Here is a 14,975-nt window from a genome sequence, read left to right as displayed (position 1 = left end):
GCTCAGTGCGCCAGCGAGGAGACCGCCTTGCTGCCTTTCGATAAACGGAGCTTGCCAAGTGCGGCAATGATGCCGAGGCCGACCGGTACGCACAGGCAGTAGAAGATCTGCCCCATGGTCAGATGGAAGGACAGAAGGACAGCCCCCATCGAAGCCCCCGAAATCGCGCCAAGGCGGCCAACGGCGGTCATCCAGCCGGTGCCGGTGGCGCGCACCTTCGTCGAATAGTAACCGGTGGCCAGCGGTACCCACGTCGTGTTCGCGCAGTTCGTGGTCAGACCGAGACAGAAAATCAATATCGTCATGGTCGTGATGTTGATATTGGCATCCGAGGTCGCCGAACCGATCGCCACCGCGAACACGCCAGCCATCACCAGTGCGGCCACCACGACTTTGTGCGATTCCCATCGGTCCATGGCCCAGCCGATCATGATGTTTCCGACGACGCCGCCGAGTTGCATCATGGCGCCGATCATCGCCGCCTTCTCGATACTGAAACCGACATCCTTGACCAGCGTTGGCAGCCAGCTATTCATCAGATAGACGGTCAGCATCGTACTGAAGAGTACCGAGCCACAGCATGAGCGTGACTGGCAAGTGCGTCTTCGACAGGATCTGCAGGAACGGCGCCTTGCCCGACTGATGGTGCGTAGCTTCGGCCGAAATGAATTGCGTATCCTTGTCGGCGACGCCCGGTTCGATTTTGTTGAGAATTGCGGCTAATCTGGCGCGGCGGGCGGGGTGCAAGGCGAGATAGCTTGGCGATTCGGGCAACAGGAAGTAGCAGATACCGGCAAACAGCATCGGCACGATGCCGCCGACAATCAGGATAGACTCCCAACCGTAGTTGGCCAGCAACGCAGCGCTGAGGAAGCCGCCGGCGGCTGCGCCAACGGTGAAGCCGCAATAGGTCAGCGTAACGAAGATCGAACGGTGGCGCGCCGGTGCATATTCCGAGACAAGCGTTCCCGTGTTCGGTTGCGATGCACCAAGGCCGAGACCGGTCAAAAACCGGAGTATGACGAGGACGGTCAGGTTCGGTGAAAAAGCGGAAATCAGGCTCATGATGCCGAACAACAGCACCGAACCGATGATGACCTTGCGGCGGCCGAAGATGTCGGCGAGCGGGCCGCCGGAAAACGCGCCGATGGCCAGACCGACCAGACCAGACACGAGAACCGGACCCATCGCCTCGCGCGAGACCTGCCATGATTCAAGCAAGGCCGGGATGATGAAACCGAACGATACGACGTCGAACCCGTCGAGGATGAGGACAATGAAGGCGAGTATCCCTACTTGCCACTGAGTCGCTCCGACGTGTCTGTGACTCAGAAATTTATGTACATCCAGAGTGTTTGCCTGCCAGTCCTTGCCGATTGGCGCGACTGCGGCTACTGCAACATTTGACACAGTACTGATCCCTTATAAGTGAAAAAAGCAACGCCATTCGAATCCTTTGAAAGGACGAACCGTCCCAGAATCGAAAGGCTTAAGGCTCTCAAACCCCCCATGCGAGCCGGGCGCGAGTATGCGTGTAGTGAAAAGTCGAATTCAATTACCGATACGCGATAGTGTTTATTCGAATAATGAATGTCTTTTATACGGTTTTTATATGACACAACATGGCGCACTCGCTTGTCTTAGCCAGTGCACATCGGAGGCATGGTGCTTGGTTGTCCGGCGACGATTGACGGTTGTGCGGGTAAAATAGCCGCCCATGAAAATCCTCGCTCTCGAAACCGCCTCCGATCCGGGGTCCATCGCCCTTTGGCAGGATGGAAATGTGATCGCGCGAAGCTGCCCCGACGGGCAGTCGAATTCGGCTACCTTGCTGCCCGTTGCCGAAGCGACCTTGAAAGAAGCCGGACTCGGTTTCGCCGATCTGGACGGAATCGCCTTCGGCATGGGACCGGGGTCATTTACCGGTCTGCGTGTGTCTTGCGGTGTCGCCCAAGGCCTCTCCGTCGCGCGCGATGTTCCCCTTATCGGCATCGGCACGCTAGAGGCGATGGCCTTGGCGAGCGGTGGCGAGCGCGTCATCGTGGCGCTCGATGCCCGCATGGGGGAGGTGTATGTCGGTGTGTTCGAGCACGGTGAACTGCGCGGCGAGATCGGCGTTTATGCCCCGGAATCGGTACCGCTTCCCGAAACGGGCGGCTGGCTTGCCTGCGGTAATGGGCTGGCTGCTTATCCTGTGCTGCGCGAAAGGCTGGCTCCAGTTGTCGATGTCTGGAAGCCCGAAATCATGCCTGACGCCGCGTTTGTCGTTCGGCTCGCCGCGCCGCGTCTGGCGCGTGGCGAGCAAATCGATCCGGCCGATGCCGCGCCGCTCTATGTGCGCAACAAGGTGGCCAAGACCGTCGCCGAGCGTCTGGCCGAAGGAGGCAAAGCCTGATGCCGGGAGCGATTGAGCTGCCGGTCGAAATCCTGCCGATGTCCGCTACCGACATCGACGACGTTTTCGCCATCGAACTTGGCGTTTGCCCATTCCCTTGGGGCCCCGGCAATTTCAAAGACTGCCTCCAGAGCGGCTACAGCTGCCGGGTTTGCCGCATCGGTGGCGAACTGGTCGGCTACTTTGTCGTGATGCTCGCCGTTGACGATGCCCATCTGCTGACCATCGGTGTCGCCGATAAATGGCAGGGCAAGGGATTCGGTGCCCGTTTGTTGCGGCATGCCATGCATGTCGGACGCGAGCAGGGCGCGCAAACCTTTCTTCTCGAAGTCCGGCCATCCAATGCCAAAGCCGTGTCGCTGTACCGGCATTTCGGCTTCAAGCAGATTGGCGTGCGGCGTAATTACTATCCGGCCGAAAATGGCCGCGAGGACGCGCTGGTCATGACTTACCCGCTCGCGGAGCTGACGACATGACGCTTACCCGTGAGCAGATTCTCGAGGAAATGGGACTCGGCCCCGTCTGGAAGCTGCGCCAGCCGCCGGTCGAGGCGTCCGCGCAAGATGTCGCGCCGGTGACCGGCCCGACGGTGCCGGATGCCGGGCCCGCTTCGGCACCCGAATTTCCGGAAGAGCCGTTGTTCGTGCCGCCACCGGAACAGCATCATCTTGAGTCCGAGCCACCCGCCACGTCTCAAGACACCACCGACGACCGTACCGCCCGTATTGCCGGCATGGACTGGCCGGAACTGCATGAGAGCATCGCGGCGTGCCGCGCCTGCGGGTTGTGCGCGAACCGGCAACAGGCCGTGCCCGGCGTCGGCGACCAAAACGCCGACTGGCTGTTCATCGGCGAAGGACCGGGAGCCGAGGAGGATGCGCGCGGCGAGCCATTCGTCGGCCAGGCCGGCAAGTTGCTCGATGCGATGCTGGAGGCCATTGACCTTGAACGGGGCGACGATGTGTATATCGCCAATGCCGTGAAATGCCGTCCGCCGAACAACCGGACGCCGGATGCTGCGGAAATGGCGACCTGTTTCCCGTATCTGCGGCGCCAGATCGCGCTGATCCAGCCGCGGCTGCTCGTCCTGCTCGGCCGCGCGGCCGTCAATTCTGTGCTGCGCGACGAAAGTTCGCTGGCCAGCCTGCGCGGCCGGACGCTGACTTACCGCGATGAGCTGAGCGGCGGCCGGGAGATTCCGGTCATCGTCACCTATCACCCGGCCTACCTGCTGCGCAACCTGCCGGACAAGGCCAAGGCTTGGGAAGACTTGTGCAGGGCGCGCCGTTTGATGCGGGCGGCAAAGGCCGAAGGCTGAGTTGGTTTCGACTTCGGCGGTGACTTTAATCGCTGTGTTTTGTTTGACCATTTGCGCCCGTAACGCCTGAATCCATGATCGACAATACGTTTTCCGGTCTTCTTTCCTATCGTCAGTTTGTCCGTTTCTGGCTGGCGCGCTTGGGCGCCACTGCTGCCAACCAGATGCTCATGGTGGCCGTGGCCTGGCAGATGTATGACTTGACCGACAGTGCCTGGGATCTCGGCCTGGTCGGCCTGTATCAGTTCGTTCCCGCCTTGCTGATGACCTTGCCCGCCGGACAGGTCGTCGACCGCTTGCACCGTGGCCGGGTTTTTGCCGCCAGCCTGTTCCTGCAGGCGCTCATCGCCGCTGTCCTCATTGTGGCGACGCTCACGGGATTCATCTCGCGGGAGTTGATTCTGGGGCTATCGGTTTTGTTCGGTGTGTCGCGTGCGTTCCAGATGCCGGCGCAGCAGGCCCTGATTCCGCAACTCGTGGCACTGGAAATCCTGCCGCGCGCCGTGGCTGCCGCCTCAAGCGGTATTCAGATCGCCGTCATCGGCGGCCCGGCGCTCGGCGGCTTGCTCTATGTCGCCGGACCTGCCGTCGTTTATGCGTGCGGTGCCGCTTTGTTTGTCGCCTCGTTCGCCTTGACGCTTGGCATTCGTTATCAACGACAGGGCTCGTCGGCACCGCCCGGCTGGCGAGGGATGTTTTCCGGTGTTGTCTTTGTATGGAGGCACAAAGTCCTTCTCGGGGCGACGTCGATCGACCTGTTCGCCGTTTTGCTGGGCGGCGCCACGGCGCTCCTGCCTATTTTTGCCCGCGATATTCTTCAGACCGGCCCGGTCGGGCTCGGCATCCTGCGCTCGGCGCCGGCTATCGGTGCACTACTGATGTCGCTCGTGCTGACCCGTTGGCCTCTGGAGCGCCAGGTCGGCAAGATTCTGCTGGTTGGCGTGGCGGTTTTTGGCTTGGCGATGCTGATTTTCGGGCTCTCGTCAAACTTCCTGCTCTCGTTCGTGGCGCTTTCCGTCTCCGGTGCGGCTGACAATGTCAGCGTTGTCGTACGCCAGACGCTGGCGCAACTCGAAACACCGGACGACATGCGCGGCCGCGTCGGTGCGGTCAATTCGATTTTTATCGGCGCTTCGAATCAGCTGGGGGAATTCGAATCGGGAGCGACGGCCGAGTGGTTCGGCCCTGTCGGCTCCGTCGTTTTCGGCGGTACAGGCACAATTCTGGTGGCCGCGCTGTGGCTCAGACTCTTCCCCTCTTTGGCGAAGCGCGACCGCCTGGCCTGACGAACAACGGATCGCCAGGGCGGGGAATCAGTGCCCCGTGTCGTCCAGATGGATCACGTCGTCGTAAGCGCGCTGATTCGCTTCGTGGCGGCGTTTGACGAGCAACATGCTGGCGCTGACGAACAGGGCGAACAGGGTAATGACGCTGTAGATCGACAGCTCGGCCTCGACCATCAGGAAGTACAGGCCGGTCATGACGAGAATCGACAGGTTTTCGTTGAAATTCTGCACCGCGATCGAGTGGCCGGCGCCCATCAGGATGTGGCCGCGGTGCTGGAGCAGGGCATTCATCGGCACGACAAAATAACCGGAAACCGCGCCCACAGCGATCAGCAGGGGAATAACCAGCCACATATCCTGCACAAAATTCATCACCAGCACGATCAAGCCCATGGCGATACCGAGCGGGATGACTTTCAACGACTTGCGCAGGGTGATCGTCTTGGCAGCGGCGACGGCGCCAATGGCGACACCGATGGCAACGACGCCCTGCAGCATACTCGATTGCGACAGGTCGAGATTGAGGGCTTCTTCCGCCCATTTGATCACGATGAACTGCAGCGTGGCGCCGGCTCCCCAGAAGAGGGTTGTGACGGCAAGAGAGACCTGGCCGAGCCTGTCACGCCAAAGCAGCACCAGACAATGAGCAAATTCGCGGACGAGATACACCGGATTTTTGTGCAGAACCTTGTGATCGACGCCGGTATCGGGAACGTAGAGATTGAATATCGAGGCCAGCAGGTAGAAAACCCCAACGACGCCGAGCGACATTTCGCTGATGGTGTCGATGCCCGAATCGACAAGCGGCAGGTCGAAAGCCAGCAGATGCTGGGCGAAGGCTGGCTGAATCAGCGTGCCACCGACAACGACGCCCAGGATGATTGCGCCGACGGTCAGCCCTTCAATCCAGCCGTTGGCGACAACGAGCAGGCGATGCGGCAGATATTCGGTGAGGATGCCGTACTTGGCCGGCGAGTAGGCGGCGGCGCCAAGGCCGACGATGGCGTAGGCGAACAGCGGGTGAACCGAGAAGAACATCAGGCCACAGCCGATGATCTTGATCGCGTTGCTGATGAACATGACGCGCCATTTGGGCATCGAATCGGCAAAGGCGCCAACGAAGGCAGCCAGAACGACGTAGGAGACGGTAAAAAAGGTCTTCAGCAGCGGCTCATAGGCTGGCGGAGCCTGCATGTCCCGTAAGGCTGAGATGGCTACGATGAGGAGGGCGTTGTCGGCAAGCGCGGAAAAAAATTGCGCCGCCATGATGATATAGAAGCCGAAGGGCATGAAAACCGGTACCGCTCTTTTTATCGAGCCCGGTTTATACCACGAAAGGCCTAACCTCGGGAAACCGCAGGATCGGTTCTATAATCAACCGCTTTTTCGATTCAGGGACGACCTATGTGGTTCAAGAACATTCAGCTGTACCGTCTTCCGAAGAACCGGACGTTCGAAATCACGGAATTCGAGGATCAACTCGCCCGCCTGACCTTGCAACCCTGCAACGCTTCCGACGAGCAGAGCATTGGCTGGATTCCGCCGCGCGAGGGCGGCCCGCTTGTTCATTCCGTCAACCGGCAATGGTTGCTGGCGCTGGGCGCTGAACAGAAGCTGTTGCCGGCGTCGGTGGTCAAGCAGTTCGCCAACGACCGCGCCAAGGCAATCGAAGAGTCCGAAGGTCGCCGCGTCGGCCGCAAAGAGATGCGCGAATTGCGCGAGGCGATGACGCAGGAGCTTCTGCCGCGCGCATTCGTGCGAAAAAGGACGACGTTCGGCTGGATCGACCCGGAGCACGGCTGGCTGGCCGTCGATGCCTCGTCGCCCGCCAAGGCCGAGGAATTTCTCGAATGCCTGTACAAGGTCGTCGACGGCTTTGCCGTTCGCCCGGTGAAAGTTCAGCAATCGCCGTCCGGTGCAATGACGGCGTGGGTGGCCGATGGCAGCATTTCCGGCGCATTCACGATCGATCAGGATCTTGAACTGCGTTCCTCGGAGAACGCCATGGTGCGTTATGCCAAGCATTCCCTCGACGGCGATGAGATCCGCCAGCACATCATGAACGGCAAGGTGGTGACTCGTCTGGCGATGACGTGGAACGACAAGATTTCATTCGTGCTCAACGAGGGCCTGCAGCTCAAGCGCCTTGGCTTTCTCGACGTCTTGCAGGAACAAGCCGAGGGTCTGGCCGAAAACGAGGAAGAACGCCTCGATATCGACTTCACGCTGATGACCGGCGAACTGGCGCAACTGTTCGATCACCTGATCGAAGCGCTGGGCGGCGAAATGCCGCAGGAAAGTTAAAGCCTGGAAACGGCTAGACGCCATCGACGCCGCAGAGCGAGAGAATCGCGCTGAGTCCGTTGCTCAGATGTTTGTTGCGATGCACAACGATCTGAAACTGGCGTTCGAGATTGAGAAAAGGGGTGTTGACCGGCGCCAGCCATCCACCCCGGAAGGCATCGCGGAGTTCAAGTTCGGAGAGGCAGCCGATGCCTAATCCGTTGCGTACGCACTGGCGAATCGCTTCCGGCTGCTCAAGCCCGAAAAGCACCTGACAGGGGAGCGCGGCGTTGCTCAGGGCGCGTTCGAACATCTCCCGCGTGCCCGACCCTTTTTCGCGTAGCACCCAGCGCACGCTCTTCAGCTCGTCGTGCGTAACCGTTTTCCCCGCCAGCGGATGATCTGCGGCGACAAAGACGGCGAGGCGGTCCTGGTGCCAGGTGAAACGCTGCAGGCGATCATCCTGAGTCGGACCTTCGATGAAACCGAGGTCGATTCGATAATTCACGATGTCTGCTATCGTCTGTTCCGTGTTTTTTAACGACAGTTTTATTTCCGCACGCGGGTGTCGCTCGCCTAGCTCGGCGAGCAACGGCGGTAAGAGGTAATTGCCAATCGTCAGGCTCGCGCCGAGGTGCAGGTCAAATGCCGCATCAGTTCCCTTCGCCATTGCTTCGATATCCCGTACCCGATCAAGTACGTCGATGGCTTTGGGTAGCAGTCTTCGTCCCGATTCATTGAGGAGGAGCTGACGGCCGATCCGGTCGAACAGCGTTTGCCCCAATTGCTGTTCAAGTTCGGCGAGCGCCGTGCTGGCGGCCGATTGCGTCATGGCGATCGCTTCGGCCGCGCGCGTCACATGTCCATGGCTGGCAATTGCAATGAAGATTTCCAGCTGCCTTAATGTGATCTTCATTTAATAAATAGATTAATAGTATAAAAACAATCTGTTTTACGGATTCTACTGCCGCGCGGTACGGTTCGTCATATTTCTTGGGTTGAGGAGGATGTATGGCGAACGAAGATCGGTTGTCTCCGGGCATTCTGTTAGTGGTCGTGATGGCTGCGGCCGGATTCGCTCTGGCGCGGTGGGAAGTGGTGCGGCATTACGGTTCCAGTTCGCTTACGCTGGCATTGGTGTGTGGCGCCGCGTTGGGAAATTTGGTGCCGCGCTTTGGGCACGGCGCGTTTCGTCCTGGGCTGCAGTTCGCCCAACGTCGTCTGTTGCGTGCTGGCGTGGCACTTTATGGCTTCAATTTGAGCTTTCAACAAATCGTCGAGGTCGGAAGTACCGGCATCGTTGTGGATGTGGTCATGGTGACGTCGACTTTGGCCGTGGGGTGGCTGATCGGGCGGCGATGGTTGGGAATGGATCGCGAGACCGTTCTGCTGACCGCAGCCGGTAGCGCTATCTGCGGTGCCGCAGCGGTGGTAGCTACGGTGCCGATGCTGCGTTGCAGCAACGATGAATCTGCGGCAGAGAAAAGTACTGTGGCGGTCGCTTCGGTCGTTCTGTTCGGCTCGCTGGCAATGCTTGTTTATCCACTGCTCTTCAGGTGGTTCGGCGGCCTGTTCGATTTCGGGGTCTATGTTGGATCGACGGTGCATGAAGTCGCTCAGGTCGTCGCCATCGGCAGTGCCATCGGTGATGGGGTGGCGCGTAGTGCGGTAATCGTCAAGATGATTCGCGTCATGCTTCTTGTGCCATTCCTGCTGTTGGTTGCGCAATCCTCCGGACGGGGTGAGGGTGGGGCGAAACTTCAGGTGCCGTGGTTTGCCGTGATGTTCGTTGTTCTAGCGATCGTCAACTCACTGCGCCTCTTGCCGCCGGAATTGGTCGATATGCTGCGTTTAATGGGGATCCTACTGCTGACTGCCGCGATGGCGGCGCTTGGTGTCGATACCAACCTGTCGCGCGTCAGGAAAGCCGGAATAAGACCGCTCATGCTCGGTGGCGGGTTGTTTGTGCATCTCCTGGTAACTGGCGGTGTTGTCAATTGGTTAGCCGCGTAATCTGGCAATTGAGGCTTAATGATGGGGGCGCCAGCGTATATAATTCCGCGTTTTACATTTACTCCGGATTGCCATGGAAGCAGAACAGCTCAATATCATCTCCAACCGGCTCGTGGATCTCGCTCAGCGGGCCACCGAGCTACGGAGGTATCTTTGACTACGATCAGAAATTCGATCAACTAAGCGCCGTTAGCCGCGAACTCGAAGACCCGAAAGTCTGGGACAACGCCGAGCGCGCGCAAGAACTCTCTAAAGAAAAGAAATCGCTCGAAAACGTCGTTTTGACGCTCGATGAGGTCGCCGCCAGCCTGAAGGATGCGCAGGAACTGTTCGACATGGCGCGCGAGGAAAACGACGACGATACGCTGCATGCCGTGGTGGACGACATCGACGGCGTCGAAAAGAAGGTTGGCTCGCTCGAATTCCGTCGCATGTTCAACAACCCGGCCGATCCGCTCAACTGCTTCCTCGATATTCAGGCCGGCGCCGGCGGTACCGAAGCGCAGGACTGGGCTTCCATCCTGCTGCGCATGTACGTCAAATACGGCGAGCGCAAGGGCTATGCGGTCGAAGTGCTCGAAGAATCCGAGGGCGACGTGGCCGGCATCAAGACGGCGACGATCAAGCTCTCCGGCGACTACTGCTTCGGCATGTTGCGCTCGGAAACCGGGATTCACCGCCTCGTTCGCAAGTCGCCGTTCGATTCCAACGCCCGCCGCCACACCAGCTTTGCCTCGGTATTCGTCTATCCGGAAATCGACGATTCGTTCGAGATCGAGGTCAATCCGGCCGATCTGCGCATCGACACCTACCGCGCATCCGGCGCCGGCGGTCAGCACATCAACAAGACCGATTCGGCGGTGCGGATCACGCACATCCCGTCCGGCATCGTCGTGCAGTGCCAGAACGACCGTTCGCAGCACCGCAACCGCGCCGAGGCGATGGCCATGCTGAAATCGCGCCTGTATGAGGCAGAACTGCGCAAGCGCCAGGCCGAGCAGCAAAAGCTCGAAGACTCGAAGACGGATATCGGCTGGGGCCACCAGATTCGTTCCTACGTGCTCGACCAGTCGCGGATCAAGGATCTGCGGACCAACGTCGAAGTCGGCAACACGCAAAGCGTGCTCGACGGCGATCTCGACCAGTTCATCGAGGCGAGCCTGAAGCAGGGCGTCTGACCGCCGCGCTGCCGAGAAAAACATCATCACTTATCGATTGCGAGACACAACACCATGTCCGAACAAACCAGTGTGAACAACGCACCGGCCAACGCGCCCGAGCAAGACGAAAACCACATCATCGCCGAACGCCGCGCCAAGCTGGCCGAATGGCGCGCTACGGGCCGCGCCTTCCCGAACGATTTTTCGCGCGAAAACACCGCCGGCAAGATCATCGAAGTCTATGACGCCAAATCGGGCGAAGAGCTCGAAGCTTCGCCGGTCGAAGTCAAGGTGGCCGGCCGCATCATGTTGAAGCGCGTCATGGGCAAGGCCTCGTTCATCACTATTTCCGACCTGTCGGGCCGCATCCAGTTTTACGTGGCGCGCGACAAGGTCGGCGAGGAAACCTACGCCGCGTTCAAGCGCTGGGATATCGGCGACATCGTCGGAGCCGTCGGCACGCTGTTCCGCACCAAAACTAACGAACTGACCGTGCAGTGCTCGGAAATCCGTCTGCTGACCAAATCGTTGCGTCCGCTGCCCGAGAAGTACCACGGTCTGACCGATCAGGAGCAGAAGTACCGCCTGCGCTACCTCGATCTCATCATGAACGAGCAGTCGCGCTTCACGTTCACGGCACGCAGCCGCATGGTGCAGTCGATCCGCAATTACATGTGCGGTCACGGCTTCCTCGAAGTCGAAACGCCGATGATGCATCCGATCCCCGGCGGCGCATCGGCACGTCCGTTCATGACGCACCACAACGCGCTGGATGTCGATCTTTACCTGCGCATCGCGCCGGAGCTGTACCTGAAGAAGCTGGTGGTCGGCGGTTTCGAAAAGGTGTTCGAGATGAACCGCAACTTCCGCAACGAAGGCATGAGTCCGCGGCACAACCCCGAATTCACCATGATGGAGTTCTACGAAGCGTATTCGGAATACCGCAAGCTGATGGACTTCACCGAAGGTCTGCTCCGTCACGCGGCCCGCGAAGCGCTTGGCACGGAAGTGTTCGAATATCAGGGCCGTGCGCTCGACCTGTCGAAGCCGTTCGACCGCCTGACGATGGTCGAAGCGATCCGCAAGTACCATCCGGAATACACGCTCGAACAGCTGAACGACGCCGACTGGCTGCGCCAGAAGCTCATCAAGATGACCGATGAGCCGAAACCGGGCGTCGGACTGGGCACGCTGCAACTGCTGATGTTCGAAGAGACGACCGAAGCGCTGCTGTGGAACCCGACCTTCATCGTCGACTACCCGGCCGAAATCAGCCCGCTGGCGCGCAGCAGCGACACCAACCCGGAGATCACCGAGCGTTTCGAGCTGTTCATCGTCGGCCGCGAGATCGCCAACGGCTTCTCGGAGCTGAACGATCCGGAAGATCAGGCCGACCGCTTCATGCAACAGGTCAAGGCCAAGGACGCCGGCGACGAGGAAGCCATGTATTACGACGCCGACTACATCCGGGCACTCGAATACGGCCTGCCCCCGACGGGCGGCTGCGGCATCGGCATCGACCGCCTCGTCATGCTGCTGACCGATTCGGCCAACATCCGGGATGTAATCCTGTTCCCGCAGATGCGCCCCGAGTAAGACCAGCGTTTTACTGCCACCGCTACGGCCAGTGACTGGGCGTAGCGGTTTTTTCTGCCCAAATTTCCACTTTTCGGATCGTGTCCAAACAGGTCATCGATTTCATTACCGATCCCCGCTATGTGCGGCGTGCGCGCGAACAGAGGACTATCGCCGCCATGTTGCGCATGTATTGCCACGCCCACGGGCATGGGGCAGACCACGATTTGTGCCCGGACTGTGCCCGCTTGCTCGACTACGCAACGCGCCGACTTGAGCGTTGCATTTTCGGCGACGCCAAGCCGACGTGCGCCAACTGCCTTGTCCATTGCTACAGCGCCGATTTGCGCGAACAAATGCGCATCGTCATGCGCTGGACAGGTCCGCGGATGCTGAAACGGCATCCCATTCTCGGCATCCTCCACCTTCTCGACGGCCGACGGCCATCGATTCGTTTGCCCGAAAAGCCGCAGAAAAGCCAGAAAGTTTGATCGGCCGCCCACTCGTGGGGCTTGGCTTTCGTCGGTTTTCGGAGTTTTCTCCGTGCGTAACAGCGGTTGATCATTGCCTGGAACAAACTTGTTGCGCCGCAAATGCTGTATATAATTACAGTATTATTTTCTTCTCTATGCAGAAAGTGGTTTCGACAAAGGTTTTCAGGATGAACGCCGTCTCCCTCGATGAAGTCATCGCCCGTACCGATGTCTGGCGGGGCGACCACTTGGCCGAAGCTGGTCTGCCGGCGGTGGCCAGTGGATTTGCGGCGCTCGATGCCGAGTTGCCGGGCGGCGGCTGGGCGCGTGGCTCATTGGCCGAATTGCTGACTGATAGCGCCGGGCACGGTGAATGTTCCGTTCTTTTTCCGGCACTGACGACCGTGCAAGCTGAGGGCAAGTGGATCGTTCTGGTCGCGCCGCCGCACGCCGCACATGCCCCGGCTTTGGCGCTGGCGCGCATCGACCTGTCGCGGCTCGTTGTTGTCGCGCCGGACAACGCACGCGACGCCCTCTGGGCGGCGGAGCAGGCGCTGGCCAGCGGTGCGCCCGGCGCGGTGGTGTGCTGGGCGGCGCGCATCGACGCTGGCCAAGTACGGCGGCTGCAGGTTGCCGCGGCGGGAAGTTCCAGCCTCGCTTTTTTGTTCCGTCCGAGTCGTGCCGCTGGCGAATCGTCGGCGGCGCCGCTGCGTCTGCAGTTGGCCGCAACGGCACATGGCCGGCTTGGCGTTCAACTGCTCAAGCGGCGCGGTCCGCCGTGCCGCCGCACGCTGTAACTCGAAGTGCCGCGCCTGCCGGCGCAGCACGCAGGTCGTGAAGATCATGGTTCCGTCGCCGGTCTGGCTCGCGCTCCATCTGCCGTATCTCCCGCTCGAAGCCAACGCGTCCTGTCCGTCGCCTAGCGCGGTGGTCGAGCGCGGCCGCATTCTGCTCGGCGACGAGGCAGCGCGGCAGGCCGGCATCGAGTCGGGCATTGGCGTTGCGGCGGCGCGCGCGCTGGCGCCGGGTCTTACGTTGCTGGCGCGCGATCCTTCGCGCGAGTCCGCCGCGTTGCAGACGCTGGCCTGCTGGGCCGGCCGCTTCACGCCGCGCGTCAGTTTGACGCCCGACACCTTGCTGCTCGAAGTGGGCAGTTGCCTGCGCCTGTTCGGCGGCCTGAAAAGTCTTGTGGATACCTTGCGCGAGAGCGCTGAGCCGCTGAGTTTCACGCTGGCGCTGGCTGCCGCGCCGACTCCGCTGGCCGCGCAGTGGCTGGCGCAGCAGGGCGAGCCGGCGTTCTATATCGATCTTGAGCGCATGCGCCAGCATCTGGGGCGATTGCCGGTGGAGGTGCTGCCAGCGAAAGCCGCCGTCGCGTTGCGTCGTTTTGGTGCATCGACGCTGGCCGAGGTGCGTTGTTTGCCGTCGGCCCAGCTGGCGCGGCGCATCGGCGCCGAGAGCCTGCAACGGCTGGCGCAAGCCTTCGGCGAGGCGGCTGATCTGCGCCCGGATTTCGTCTTTCCCGAACGTTTTTCCCTGCCGCTGCAATTGCCGTCCACCGTCGATAGCGCGACGGCGCTTGTCTTCGCCGCGCGTCGGCTGACTTCGGCTCTCGCCGGCTGGCTGGCGGCGCGGCAATCCGGAGTGCGGGAAGTCATCCTCCGCTTGCGCCACGAACGGGACGAAACGCCGCTGCCGCTGAATTTTTCCGACCTCACCGCCGATGGCGAGCGCTTCGAACGCGTTCTGCGTGAACGGCTGGAGCGGCTTGAACTGATGGCGCCGGTCGATTCGCTATGCCTCGAAGCGACCGACGTGGCGCCGCTGACGGCACAGGACGGCACGCTGTTCAACGACGTCTGCGCCGAACAGGGGAGCATGGGCGTTTTGCTCGAACGCCTGCGCGCGCGGTTGGGCGATGCGCAGGTCTACCGGCTGGCCGTATGCGCCGATCACCGCCCTGAACGCGCCACGCGCCGGTCGACGTTGCAGGAAAAATTGCCAGCGCCCGAGATTCCTGAGCTGCCGCGCCCGCTCTGGCTGCTGGCGGCGCCGGAAGCGCTGCGCGAAGTCGACGGCCGACCGTATCGACAGGGGCCGCTTGAACTACTGGCCGGGCCGGAACGCATCGAATCGGGCTGGTGGGAAATAGGCGAAGGGGAAGAAAGGAACGGCGATGACAACGCCGACATCCGCCGCGACTACTTCATCGCGCAGGCGCCGGACGAGCGCTGGCTGTGGATCTATCGCGAATGCCGCACGCCGGGCGGCTGGTTCCTGCACGGGTATTTCTCATGAAGGAAACTCTGCCCGAATCGCACACTCTCCCTTTGTCAACGGCGATTCAAAACTGATACAGATTTTTGTTGGGCAGCGATTCAAAACTGACACACCCCGGACACTTCATTTGCGCTGATCGCGTTGCCGAGAGGGAGGGGCGAAGGCCCGACCGGAAGGCGGCGCGATCAGCGC

Annotated in this window: 15 protein-coding genes; 11 read left to right on the top strand and 4 right to left on the bottom strand. The window is 60.8% G+C overall.

Features of this window, described 5'->3' with window-relative positions:
• Positions 1-2: 2 nt before the first annotated feature.
• Together GH659_RS05140 and GH659_RS05135 are read right to left on the bottom strand one after the other, a co-directional pair.
• Positions 3-554 (bottom strand): MFS transporter, encoded by a 552-nt coding sequence (locus tag GH659_RS05140; RefSeq protein ID WP_153109805.1) that lies wholly within the window; start codon positions 552-554, stop codon positions 3-5.
• Positions 529-1,410, bottom strand: a complete 882-nt coding sequence (locus GH659_RS05135) for an MFS transporter (RefSeq protein ID WP_170285826.1) — start codon at positions 1,408-1,410, stop codon at positions 529-531. The genes GH659_RS05140 and GH659_RS05135 overlap by 26 nt, the downstream gene beginning before the upstream one ends.
• Positions 1,411-1,717: 307 nt before the next feature.
• Between GH659_RS05135 and tsaB the strand changes: the two genes are divergently transcribed.
• The 4 genes from tsaB to GH659_RS05115 all read left to right on the top strand — a co-directional run bounded on the left by tsaB (position 1,718) and on the right by GH659_RS05115 (position 4,999).
• The gene (gene tsaB / locus GH659_RS05130; RefSeq protein WP_153109801.1) at positions 1,718-2,395 is read left to right on the top strand and encodes a tRNA (adenosine(37)-N6)-threonylcarbamoyltransferase complex dimerization subunit type 1 TsaB; all 678 of its coding nucleotides are present in this window, start codon (positions 1,718-1,720) and stop codon (positions 2,393-2,395) included.
• On the top strand, positions 2,395-2,871 hold the full coding sequence (rimI, locus tag GH659_RS05125) for a ribosomal protein S18-alanine N-acetyltransferase (RefSeq protein ID WP_153109800.1): 477 nt from the start codon (positions 2,395-2,397) through the stop codon (positions 2,869-2,871). The genes tsaB and rimI overlap by 1 nt, the downstream gene beginning before the upstream one ends.
• The gene (locus GH659_RS05120) at positions 2,868-3,713 is read left to right on the top strand and encodes a uracil-DNA glycosylase (protein ID WP_153109798.1); all 846 of its coding nucleotides are present in this window, start codon (positions 2,868-2,870) and stop codon (positions 3,711-3,713) included. The genes rimI and GH659_RS05120 overlap by 4 nt, the downstream gene beginning before the upstream one ends.
• Before the next feature lie 74 nt (positions 3,714-3,787).
• On the top strand, positions 3,788-4,999 hold the full coding sequence (locus GH659_RS05115; RefSeq protein WP_153109796.1) for an MFS transporter: 1,212 nt from the start codon (positions 3,788-3,790) through the stop codon (positions 4,997-4,999).
• A gap of 27 nt (positions 5,000-5,026) precedes the next feature.
• Here the strand turns inward: GH659_RS05115 and lplT are convergent, their stop codons facing one another.
• The gene (gene lplT, locus GH659_RS05110; protein WP_153109794.1) at positions 5,027-6,289 is read right to left on the bottom strand and encodes a lysophospholipid transporter LplT; all 1,263 of its coding nucleotides are present in this window, start codon (positions 6,287-6,289) and stop codon (positions 5,027-5,029) included.
• Between the two features lie 114 nt (positions 6,290-6,403).
• Between lplT and GH659_RS05105 the strand changes: the two genes are divergently transcribed.
• Entirely contained in the window at positions 6,404-7,303 is a 900-nt protein-coding gene (locus GH659_RS05105; protein WP_153109791.1) for a recombination-associated protein RdgC, read from the top strand.
• 13 nt (positions 7,304-7,316) lie between these two features.
• Here the strand turns inward: GH659_RS05105 and GH659_RS05100 are convergent, their stop codons facing one another.
• On the bottom strand, positions 7,317-8,198 hold the full coding sequence (locus tag GH659_RS05100) for a LysR substrate-binding domain-containing protein (protein WP_153109789.1): 882 nt from the start codon (positions 8,196-8,198) through the stop codon (positions 7,317-7,319).
• 95 nt (positions 8,199-8,293) lie between these two features.
• On the opposite strand from GH659_RS05100, the gene GH659_RS05095 reads away from it, so the two are divergent.
• From GH659_RS05095 to GH659_RS05070, 6 genes are all read left to right on the top strand, one after another.
• Positions 8,294-9,295 carry a YeiH family protein gene (locus GH659_RS05095; protein WP_153109786.1) on the top strand — a complete coding sequence of 334 codons (1,002 nt, stop codon included), beginning with the start codon at positions 8,294-8,296 and terminating at the stop codon, positions 9,293-9,295.
• 73 nt (positions 9,296-9,368) lie between these two features.
• A protein-coding gene (prfB, locus tag GH659_RS05090; RefSeq protein ID WP_153109784.1) for a peptide chain release factor 2 occupies positions 9,369-10,473 on the top strand; the annotation gives its coding sequence in 2 pieces (ribosomal slippage) (positions 9,369-9,449 and positions 9,451-10,473; 1,104 coding nt in all).
• 54 nt (positions 10,474-10,527) lie between these two features.
• The gene (gene lysS, locus GH659_RS05085) at positions 10,528-12,051 is read left to right on the top strand and encodes a lysine--tRNA ligase (RefSeq protein ID WP_153109782.1); all 1,524 of its coding nucleotides are present in this window, start codon (positions 10,528-10,530) and stop codon (positions 12,049-12,051) included.
• An 80-nt stretch (positions 12,052-12,131) separates the two neighbouring features.
• Positions 12,132-12,521 carry a nitrous oxide-stimulated promoter family protein gene (locus GH659_RS05080; RefSeq protein ID WP_211364110.1) on the top strand — a complete coding sequence of 130 codons (390 nt, stop codon included), beginning with the start codon at positions 12,132-12,134 and terminating at the stop codon, positions 12,519-12,521.
• A 170-nt stretch (positions 12,522-12,691) separates the two neighbouring features.
• A complete protein-coding gene (imuA, locus tag GH659_RS05075; RefSeq protein ID WP_170285825.1) occupies positions 12,692-13,300 on the top strand; it encodes a translesion DNA synthesis-associated protein ImuA in 609 nt (202 codons plus the stop codon).
• A 46-nt stretch (positions 13,301-13,346) separates the two neighbouring features.
• Positions 13,347-14,801, top strand: coding sequence for a Y-family DNA polymerase (locus GH659_RS05070; RefSeq protein WP_153110070.1), 1,455 nt, complete (start codon positions 13,347-13,349; stop codon positions 14,799-14,801).
• The last annotated feature ends 174 nt before the right edge of the window (positions 14,802-14,975 follow it).

This window comes from Propionivibrio limicola, assembly GCF_009469695.1.
GTDB classification, from domain to species: domain Bacteria; phylum Pseudomonadota; class Gammaproteobacteria; order Burkholderiales; family Rhodocyclaceae; genus Propionivibrio; species Propionivibrio limicola.
Note: the sequence above shows the minus strand (reverse complement) of the source record. Positions and strands in the feature narration are given on the sequence as shown.